At 40.3% G+C, this 10,401-nt stretch carries 5 protein-coding genes; all 5 read right to left on the minus strand.

Going from position 1 to position 10,401, the window contains the following annotated elements; genetic code table 11:
- Window positions 1-109: 109 nt before the first annotated feature.
- Window positions 110-5,560, minus strand: a complete 5,451-nt coding sequence (locus tag HRT50_RS10320) for a di-heme oxidoredictase family protein (protein WP_291614074.1) — start codon at window positions 5,558-5,560, stop codon at window positions 110-112.
- 342 nt (window positions 5,561-5,902) lie between these two features.
- On the minus strand, window positions 5,903-6,061 hold the full coding sequence (locus tag HRT50_RS10325; protein WP_291614076.1) for an AraC family transcriptional regulator: 159 nt from the start codon (window positions 6,059-6,061) through the stop codon (window positions 5,903-5,905).
- Window positions 6,062-6,295: 234 nt separating this feature from the next.
- The gene (locus tag HRT50_RS10330) at window positions 6,296-6,799 is read right to left on the minus strand and encodes a peptidylprolyl isomerase (protein ID WP_291614077.1); all 504 of its coding nucleotides are present in this window, start codon (window positions 6,797-6,799) and stop codon (window positions 6,296-6,298) included.
- 176 nt (window positions 6,800-6,975) lie between these two features.
- Window positions 6,976-7,875: a DMT family transporter gene (locus HRT50_RS10335; protein WP_291614079.1), complete on the minus strand. Its 900-nt coding sequence runs from the start codon at window positions 7,873-7,875 to the stop codon at window positions 6,976-6,978.
- Between the two features lie 73 nt (window positions 7,876-7,948).
- Window positions 7,949-10,401: SbcC/MukB-like Walker B domain-containing protein (locus tag HRT50_RS10340; RefSeq protein WP_291614081.1), on the minus strand; the 2,453-nt coding region annotated here is incomplete at its 5' end.

The raw sequence follows: 10,401 nt of genomic DNA on the forward strand, positions 1-10,401 counted from the left end.
GATACGCTTTTCTAGGAATGGCGAGTTTTAAATATTTTAAAGTTGTTTACGTAAAAGCCGAAACCTTCGCAGGTTTCGGCTCTCTAACAGGTTTGCTTTGTTATTTTTGTTAAAGTGACTTTAAGAAACTCAACAATGCACTTTTATCTGAAGCTGAAAGGTTTTCATAGGCAATACGAGAATTCTCACCTTCGCCGCCATGCCATAAAATCGCTTCTTCAATGGTTCGAGCACGACCATCATGCAAATAACTTGCATCAGGTGTACAAACTTCATCACCTTGATGACCTGTTGGATTAGTTACACCACCAGTTACACAAGCTGATAAACCAAGTCCCCATAATGGCGTAGTACGCCACTCGGCACCTGTTGCTTCGCCTTCTCCTAAGTTATCGGCTAACCCTGCGCCCATATCATGCAGTAATAAATCAGTGAATGGACGAATAGTTTGATTACGTAACTCAGACAACTGGCTAAACTCACTGGTTTGCATATTGTCTCGATGACAACTTTCACAACCCGCTTGATTAAACTTAGTTTCACCTAAAATCACATTGGCGTCATCAAGGTCACGCTGAGGGCGAACCCCAAGCAAAGCAATGTATTTAACGAGGTTATCTAAGTGTTTATCTGACAGTTCACTGCCTGTAGTATTACCACAAGTTGTTTGTGCCGAGCCACAATCAGGCGTTGGTTTGACAGATGTCATTACCCCCATATCAGTATTTAGTGCGCCAGCAACTTGGTGTTTAACACTAGAAGCGCCTGCTTTATAGCCAAAACGGCCTAAACGTGTTTCACCGGTTACCGGATCCGTTGATCGCTGAGCTTTACCAGAGATACCATCACCATTTGCATCACTTGCATCTTCACGTTCAAGTATCGTTGTTTCACTGATCGCTTCTAATAAACCTAAACCAACCAGCTGTGGCGCTAAACGAGCGGAAAATAAGGCAGGAGTTCCTTTAGAAAAGGAATAATTAGGTGAACGTAAACCATTACTTTCAGTCCATGATGCAATTGATACTGTACCTTCGCCTAACGTTGGGTCGATGCCAACATTGTTAGGTTGTAATACCGAACCAATTTGTGGGTCAGCTTGACCATTGGCAGCAGCAACTTTGAATACCCATTTATCAAGTGATAAACCAATATCAGCGACCGAAGCTCGACCATTACGCTCATGACAGTTTGAACAAGAGGTATTGACATAATGCGTACCTGCTTTTCCTGCCAACTCATCAAATACACCATTTGCAATGCGTTCATCATGTTGACCGGTTTCAAAGTCAGTATGGTGAACACGTCGACCTTGAACAAATGGTTGACCATTAATATTAGATAAATTGGTCGCCATTTGCATGAAATGGTTATCCGGCTCGGCGGTATAGTTGTACGGCAACGTAGTATTACCACCTAACCAACCCTTTGCAGCAATAGGATAAGAGTCTTCTCGCTCAGATGAAGGGTCAGTAAAATCCCCAACGGTCTTCCAAGGGACTAGACCTTGACCGACAATATAAAGATAAGTTGTACCATAATAATTATTACGCCCTTCAGGCACAGCATCTAAAAACTGGCTAACTTCTATTTCCATACGTTGACCAATTGATAATGGCAATGAGCCATCTGATGCTGACCAGTTTAATGGACGATAATCATCAACAATAACTCGATAACGATACTGATCGCCAATATCACTAATTTTATTAAAATTATCATCGTAGCGACCGTTATCTAGTTCAACAACCGTGCCTCCGCCAAAATAATTACCATGATACTCAGCGACTGTTCCTAAACCACGATACCAAGCCCTGAACTCTCGAGCACCTAATTTCCATTCAGTTATAAAAGTCACTTCAATTGAAGAACCGCCTTTGGCTACATAATCTACAAACTCAAATTGTGCGGTTCTGTGCGTCCAATAATGGCTTAAATAATGATCATAGACCTGAAAATGATCTTCTTTTGCATGACGGTCACGACCACGATCAGCAAAGCGTGTCACTAATGCATCGCCACGGTCGAATGAAATAGCTTGTTCTAATGAAGTATTAGCACTAAATAATGGCACAATATTGCCTGTACCATATTCAACCGCCCACCAAACATTACCAACGCCATGGCCACTTGTTTGCCCAGCTGCAGTATCATTTGCGTAGAAATATAATGGGCGGCCATTATAAGTTGCCTGTAAAGATCCGTCATTACGAGTAACAGTACCTAAACTGCCAACACCAGTAGCAACACCATCGGTAACTAAAGCAGGAGGCCATGTCGCTGCACAGTCATCGTTACAGTTACTACCATTAGCGCTTAAATCGTTATCAAAAACATAAAGGCTGTGACCAGGATTTGTTGAACCAGCGCCACCAACTAATATTTCGTTAGCAGATGTCACTTCAAGTACATCCGTTGATACTTCACAACCAAGCGCATTAACTGGTGCGCCCGCTGAAGTACCGGGACATTGGTCTTGAACATCAGCAACACCATCGCCATCGGTATCAGTACCAGAGTTGTCTATCGGACAGCCTACTGCATCAACAGCGACGCCATTAGCAGTAGAAGGGCAAGCATCGATATCATCATTTATCCCATCATTATCAGAATCACCAACCATCATTTCAGCAAAGGTATAAGTAGACCATTCAGATTTTTTAACTGAGCCATCATCATCTTGATAAGTAAAAGAATATTCAATTACATCACCTTGAATCAAACCGTTAAGGCCTTTGTAATTGTCACTATTTGTTTGTGTCATACGGAAGTTTTTCTGTCCAGCACCATTTAAAATGTAATGCACATCAGCCCAACCATTAACGTTAACAAAAAATTCAGCGCTATCTGCAGACGTTGTAGATATGCCAAATATCTCCTCAACGACAGCACAACCTATTTCATTAACAACCGTATTGGCTGGTGTATTAGCGCATTGATCAAGGCTATCGATTACACCGTCATTGTCGCTATCTTGCTCACTTTGACCATTAAAGGCATACGTTGACCATGATGATCTTTTAACCGAACCATCGTCATCTTGATAGGTAAAAGAGTACTCAATCGCATCGCCTGTTGATAAACCTGAGAGTGTTCTCGTATTTTTTGACCCATTATTAGTCATACGGAAGTTTTGTTGCCCAGCACCGTTTAAAATATAATGTACATCGGCCCAACCATTTAGATTGACAAAGAATTCAACATTTGTCGCTGAACTGCCTGTGACACCTAATTTTTCGAGAGCTACAACTTCACAACCAGTACCGTCAACAGTAACTCCAGCGGCAGTGCCTAAACATTGATCAACATCATCAAGTACACCGTCGTTATCTGCATCAACAGGTACAATAACCTCACAACCGTTTTCATCGACAACAGCGCCCGCGGCGGTGCCTAAGCATTGATCAACATCATCGAGTACACCATCGTTATCCGCATCAATAGGTCCGGTATCAATTAATGCCAAGTTAATCCAATTAATATTGAAGTTACCAGAACCAGAGGTAATACGTAGCGAATGCTCGCCTGAAGTTAAGGTAATATTACCTAAGTTATGACTTTGAAAAACTTGCCACCCTCCAGTCGCTACACTATCGCTACCAAATGGCTGGCCATCTAGGGTTAAGGTATAGCGGCCATTGGTTTGTGATGCAACGCGCGTGCTAATATCGTAACTACCAGCGCCAAGTTCAAGGGTATAATCAAGCGTTTCACCACTTTCAATCCAACCGACATTAAAACCGCCATCAGTATCTGTAGTAACTTCAATATCTACCGCATCGTTACGGTACTGACCACCAATGTTGTTCGCGGTAGTATCAGAAAAGTTAGTATAATCTTCCGCTTGTATTAAGCGACTTTGCGCAACTATGATTGCACAACCGGTCGAGTCAACAGCTACGCCAGTTGCTGTATTAGGACATAAATCATTGTCATCAATAATACTGTCATTGTCGGTGTCAACTATCACAACAACTTCACAGCCATTAGCATCAACTGTGGCACCAACGGGTGTATTTGCACAGTTATCTAAAATATCATCGACACCATCACCGTCGGAATCAGTAATGATAACATCACCACCACCAGTCCAAACGATATCATCAATGGCCATTTCAAAAGGCCCTGTAGGTAACTGACCATCAACACTGGCGATATTAAACATGCCTTCTAATGACTGTAATGCAACTAAGTTACCTCGGATATCTGCTGCCGGAATGGTGGCAGTTGCCCAATCACCATTACGTACTAAACCATAAGCGGTAGTGTTAGCCGGAAATTCGACCCAATTTTGATTGGTATAAGTATCAGCAATACCTATTTTAAAAGAGACATCTGCGGGTATTTTAATTCTGAAGGATAACTCACCGTTATCATTGAAATTACTTAAATCCCGTACTTGACGCGATTGAATACCACCGCCAAACCATTCATTAGACGAGGTGTAATTCCACGCAATAACATTGTCTCCCTCATCTGCAGAGAGACTTCCTTCAGTAACAGAGTTTTGATTCCACACATAAATGTCTGAACTTTGACCCGCAACAAGTTTGTTATTCGTTGGTGTATTATCAGTAAAAATACCAAAAGTGCCTGCTTCAGCGACCGTTTGGCTACCAATAAAAACTTCACCCTGGCCATCTAATTCATATATTCGTACGTAATCAATATACATTTTTGCAGGTTTTGCTGCTGTAACTTGATTGTTAGTTGCGGCATCGGTGAAGTTACCACCAACTGCTAAGTTAAGTAGCAAGTAAAAAGGTGCTTGAAACTCATTCGATTCTTCTGAGATGTTAAACGGAGAGTCGTACATATCAACTTCAACGCCATTGTCTTCAACAGTGAAGCGAATGGATGTTTCAGTCCAATAAGTACGGTAAGTAACAAAGCGGTTTGTTAATGGTGATGTTGAAACATGAGCATTATCGGTTTGCCATGCTGTACTGGCTGCACAGGTTGGATTGCCAGAACTACAAGCAGCATCAGTATAGAAAATTAAATTAGAGCCGACATAACTGTTGATATCTGCATCAGGGTGGCCTGCCTCAGCTCGACCTGAAGCTTTATGCCCCATCTCCATCATGTCAATTTCGCCTTTAGCTGGCCAAGATTGAGTCGTGGTACCTAACATCCAAGCAGCTGGCCATAAACCAATACCTACATCAGGGACTTGCATACGCACTTCAATCATACCGTATTGCACAGCTACTTTATTGCTACTTTCGACTTTACCGGAGGTAAAAACATAGCCATTGCTTGCTTCATCGCGAGCTTCTAATACCAGTGCCTTGTTACCTGACTCTCCTGGAACGTCAGCAATATAGGTATTACTTTCACCATACCATTGTAATTCTTGGTTACCCCAGCCGCATAATCCTTGGTCACAACCATCACCTATATCGACATGCCATGCGTCAGGATTTAAATTATTAAAATTATCTTCCCATAATAATTTACCAACATCGCCATAAACATGGCTACTTGTGAACAAGATTAAACTGGTTAAGTAGCTCAAAGGCTTTTTTGGAAACTTGTTTCTCAATTTATTATTTTTCATTATGACTATTCCCTTATAATTGTTTGTGTGATTAACAAAAATGCCAATGTTATAAGTTCAAAAAAGTGAACGAGAATTAGAAGCTTTGTAATCATGATGAAATATCAATTGTTATAAAAAAAAAGTCGTCTCTCTTTTGTTTTTTATTGAAAAATTTAAAAATAAAGAGTGACACACACCGAGTACCCCTTGGTTTTAAAGGGTTTAACTTTAAATGTGGTTTAATCTTAAAATTAAACCGTGAAGTGAATTTACTTTTGAGGAGATGTTGAAAGCCTAATATAACCAATATATATACTGTAGTCCTATGTAGAAAGACCGTTTGTATTAATTGTAATGGTGTTAGAACACTAACTTACTATTAAAACCAACAGCTAGGTATATGTCGGTTATGGTCGTATTTTTATACTCGGGGTCGACAAGCATTTTCTTTGCTTCTTCAATGCGATACTTATTAATAAACTCATAGAAATTGATACCAAAGTGGCGGTTTATTAACATTGATGTGCACTTTCCAGACTATGCGATTAACCCAAAATTTATAGGTAAACCTGAGAGAAAGTTTGAGAGTTGTTTACTTTGTCTATGGAAAATAAATCTCGTAATATATGAATAGTCACATATAAAAAAAGCGCTAAGCAGTTTAACTGCTTAGCGCTTTTTTTATAGATTAGTTATCTATAATTTTGTAAATCAGCTTATCAACGACCAAGGCTAACTCACCTGACTTTTATACTAGTGATCGTGACCACAGCTGCTATCAGCACTGTGAACATGGCCGTGTTGAACTTCTTCGTCAGTCGCTTCACGTACGTCAACGATGTCAATATCGAAAGTAAGCACTTTACCTGCTAATGGTGGGTTAATATCAACAGTCACCATGAACTTACCAACTTTAAGCACAGTAACTTGGCGTTGACCTTGCTCTGTATGTACTGCTGCGGTCATGCCTTTTTTCCATTTAGCGTTTTTGCTTGGTAAACCTTGTAAGTGTTTAACAGGTACACGTTGCTCTAAACCTTCTTGGTAAGGACCGTAAGCTTCTTCTGGTTGTAAAGTTACTGAAAACTTATCACCTGTTGCTTTACCTGTTAAAGCTTTCTCTAGGCCAGCTAAAGTATTGTTAGCGCCATGTAAGTAAGTTAAAGGCTCATGACCGTTTGATGATTCTAATTCTTCACCCGCTTCATTTTTAAGGGTGTAGTGAAAGTGAGCAACGGTTTTTTCAGCAATATTCATAGTGATCTCTTCTTTAATACTTCAGTTTGATACTCATAAGAGTAAAATAATATTTTCTTTAATAGTGTGCAGTTTACCCTGCTTTAGTCTTTATTTAAAATAGTTTAAATGACTTTAGTGCCTAAGCAAGCCGATTGAGGCCCGTACTGCTTTTCCATATAACTATATGCATATGGTTATGCCCATAAGAGTAAGATAACAACACTTAAGACAATCAAGAACATACCTGCATACTCTTTTAAGGTGATGGTTTCTTTGAATACTCTATAAGTTAGCGCCAAAGTAATAAAGAACTCAACTTGTCCCAAGGCTTTGACATAAGCGGCATTTTGAAAACTCGCCGCGGTAAACCAACCGATTGAACCTAGTACACTGGTAATACCAACAAATAGACATAAGCGCCAATGTTTAAGCATTAAAGGTAATTGTGATTTATCTTGCAGGGTGATATAAATCAGAGAAATGACCGATTGCACTGTGATCATAAGCACTAAAGTAACGGCAGCGCTGAGCATTAAGTCAGTATTCAGTGCCAAACTCGACTCTCGAATGAGTAAAGTGGTGATAGCTAAACCTAGGCCAGCAGCTAAGCCATAACCCATACCAATTAAGCTTTGGGAGTCAGCTAATATATCTCTCAGTCTATATTTCACTTTCGATACTAAAAACACACCAGCCACACCAACAACAACACTGAACCAGCCTAAACCAGAAAGCGTAGCACCAAAAAATAAAGCGCCAACAATCGCAACTTGAATGGCCTCAGTTTTAGCCAAGCTGGTAGCAACAGCAAAATTACGGTAGCGAAAAGCGGCCACTAAACAGGCAGTGCCCCATATTTGCATTACACAAGCGATGAGCGAGTATTGTAAAAATGAGTTGTTGAGGACTGGTACTGCTAACTGTTTAAAATCAAGCATCCACCATAGGTAACACCAAGCAAATGGTAAGGCATACAGGTAACGAACACCTGTTGTTGCCATTGAGTTAAGTTTAGCTGATAACTGTTTTTGTCCTGCGGTTCTTACCGCCTGCATAGTCGCCGCTAACAGCGTAAAATAAATCCAAATTTCCAACGAAGTATCCTTACCTATTATTTCTTATTATTTATTTAAAGCTTAGTGCTTAGTGTGTTGGTCGAATATGCGGTCACTCAGTAACCACCTCGGCATGAAATTCATACTGTTTATCTAAACTACTAACGCCCAAGCCACTGAGTTTTCTTACTTTAATTTGCACACCAATACGCTCTTTTAACGCCTCAACATGGCTAATGACGCCAATCATTTTGCCACAGGCGTTTAAATTATCCAGAGCGTCAAGCGCTACTTCCAGTGTATTATTGTCTAAGGTGCCAAAACCTTCATCGAGAAATAAGGAGTCGATACTGGTTTTATTACTGACTAAATCAGAAAGCGCCAAGGCTAGCGCCAAACTTATCAAGAAGCTTTCACCGCCCGATAAAGTTTTAATATCGCGAGCGGTATCTCCTTGCCAAGTATCAACAACTTCTAAAGCTAAGGTATCGCTTTGCTGACACTGCAGTTGGTATCGACCAAAAAGGCGATCTAATTGTGCATTCGCTAGATGGACCAAATTAGCCAGTGTTAAGCCTTGGGCAAAACGCCTAAACTTGGCGCCATCGGCTGAGCCAATAAGTGCATTAAGGTGGCTTAGATCATCTAAAGAAAGTTGCGCTTGTTTGATTTTCTCAAGTAGGTTTTGTTGCTGACTTTTATTGGCTTTATCCTGGTTTATTTGTTGACCAAACTGACCCATTTTTTGCTGGCACTGCTTCAGCAGTTCTGATACCTTGATTAAGTTCATTGAAACGGATTGTTCATCAAAATCAACAGTGCCACTTTCGCTTAACTTAGCCTTTTGCTCGTGCAATTCAAGGGTTACTTTTTCAGCTTGTGTTAGCAAAACTTGCGCTTGTTTTTTACTATCACTAATGTCATCGGCAAGTTTACTCAGTTGCTGTTTTTTATCGCTACTAAGTAGTGCTACTAACACCTGTTGCTCATCGGTAAAATCACTGACAGACATTAGCTTTTGCCAATCACTGTTGGCGCTGTCATTTTGCTTAACCACACTTTCTAATTGTGATTTGGCAGTATTTAACTGGCCTTTATTTTCCTGCTGCGCTGATATTGCTGCTTGATGAAGACCTTTCGCCTCTTCAAGTTCCTTATCACTAGCTGCTCGTTGTGTAGTTATGTTTTCTCTTAATACAACCGTATTTTGTAAGCTAGTATCGGTAACATCAAGTTCAATGAACAAGCTAATACGTAATGTGTTTTGAGCCGTAATTTCACTTTCTTGCAGAGTTAATTGCGCTTTTGCTTGGTTATGAAACTGCTGTTGCTGCTCAACTTGTTGTTTCAGTAAACCCAACTTTTGTTCAAGGCGAGTTAAGTGCTCTTGTGCAGCTTGCTGACTACTGACAATTTGTTGATAATATTGTCCCTGTTGCTGTACTGATTTTAGCCAACTTTCATCAATACATATCGACTGAACTTGGCTGTCTTCATCAGCACTTACCGGAACAGTAGGTAGGGCTATTTGAGTATCAATACCTGTACCATTAATGTCCGCCAACAATTGTCCATTCAATGTGACAATCGCCTGTTGCTCTAATGCTAAATTATTGGCAGTTTTTGTCTTAAGCTCACCTTGTGATTTACCTTGTTCTTGCAACAAATGTAATTGATTTATCTGCGTAGCTAACTGCTTATCTCCTAAGGTAATATTCTCAAAACTTTGTTGTTGAATTTGACTGTTTTCCTGCAGCGCTTGTTGCAAGGAAAGTAACTCAGCATATTGCTGACAAGAAGTGTTTAATTGCTCATTTAAAGCTTGCTCTGCGTGAGTATCTGCTAAGGCAACTTGGTTAACATTTAACGACTTCCAGTTTTGTCCGATAGAATTTTGCTCGTTAGTTATGCTTTGCAGGCGATCTTGCTGGTTAGAAAGTCGCTCTGTTAATTGCACTTGCGCACTATTAAGCGCTTTACCTTGTTTTTCTAATTGAGATAACTCATCAGTCAATATGGATAAGCGCTTTTGGTGTTCATTACTATCAAGGGCTTGATAATCATTTATCGCAGGGTGTTCTAATGAGCCACACAAAGGACAAGCTTCATCTGCTTGCAGTTTTGCTCTGTGCTCACTGAGTGCCATAATAGTTTGCTGCTGAGCAAGTAAGGTTTCAACATCTTTTTTCTGTTGTTTAACAGCACTATAGTCCTGACGTAACTGTGCTAATTCTTGCTCCGTTACGCTGAGTTGTTGACTATCTTTTACTTGCTGCAATGACAGCACTTGTTGCTCATTTGCCAATACATGATAACGCTGTGCTAACTGCACGGCTTGTTTTAAGCTTAGTTGTTGGCTTTGACTATGAACAACGGCTTGATTAAGAAGACCAGTGGTTAGCTCTGTGGTATTACCTTCAACACCATTCGTGGCTTTATCATCAGTGTCGCTAGCAAATATAGCCTGAGCCGCTTGGCTGTTTTGCACAAGTTGCTGTGCTTGAATGACCATGGCTTGCTGTTGATTATTGAGCCTTAGTAACTCACCTTCACTATGAGAAATCT

It is taken from the genome of Colwellia sp. (assembly GCF_013215345.1).
In the GTDB taxonomy this organism is placed as follows: domain Bacteria; phylum Pseudomonadota; class Gammaproteobacteria; order Enterobacterales; family Alteromonadaceae; genus Colwellia.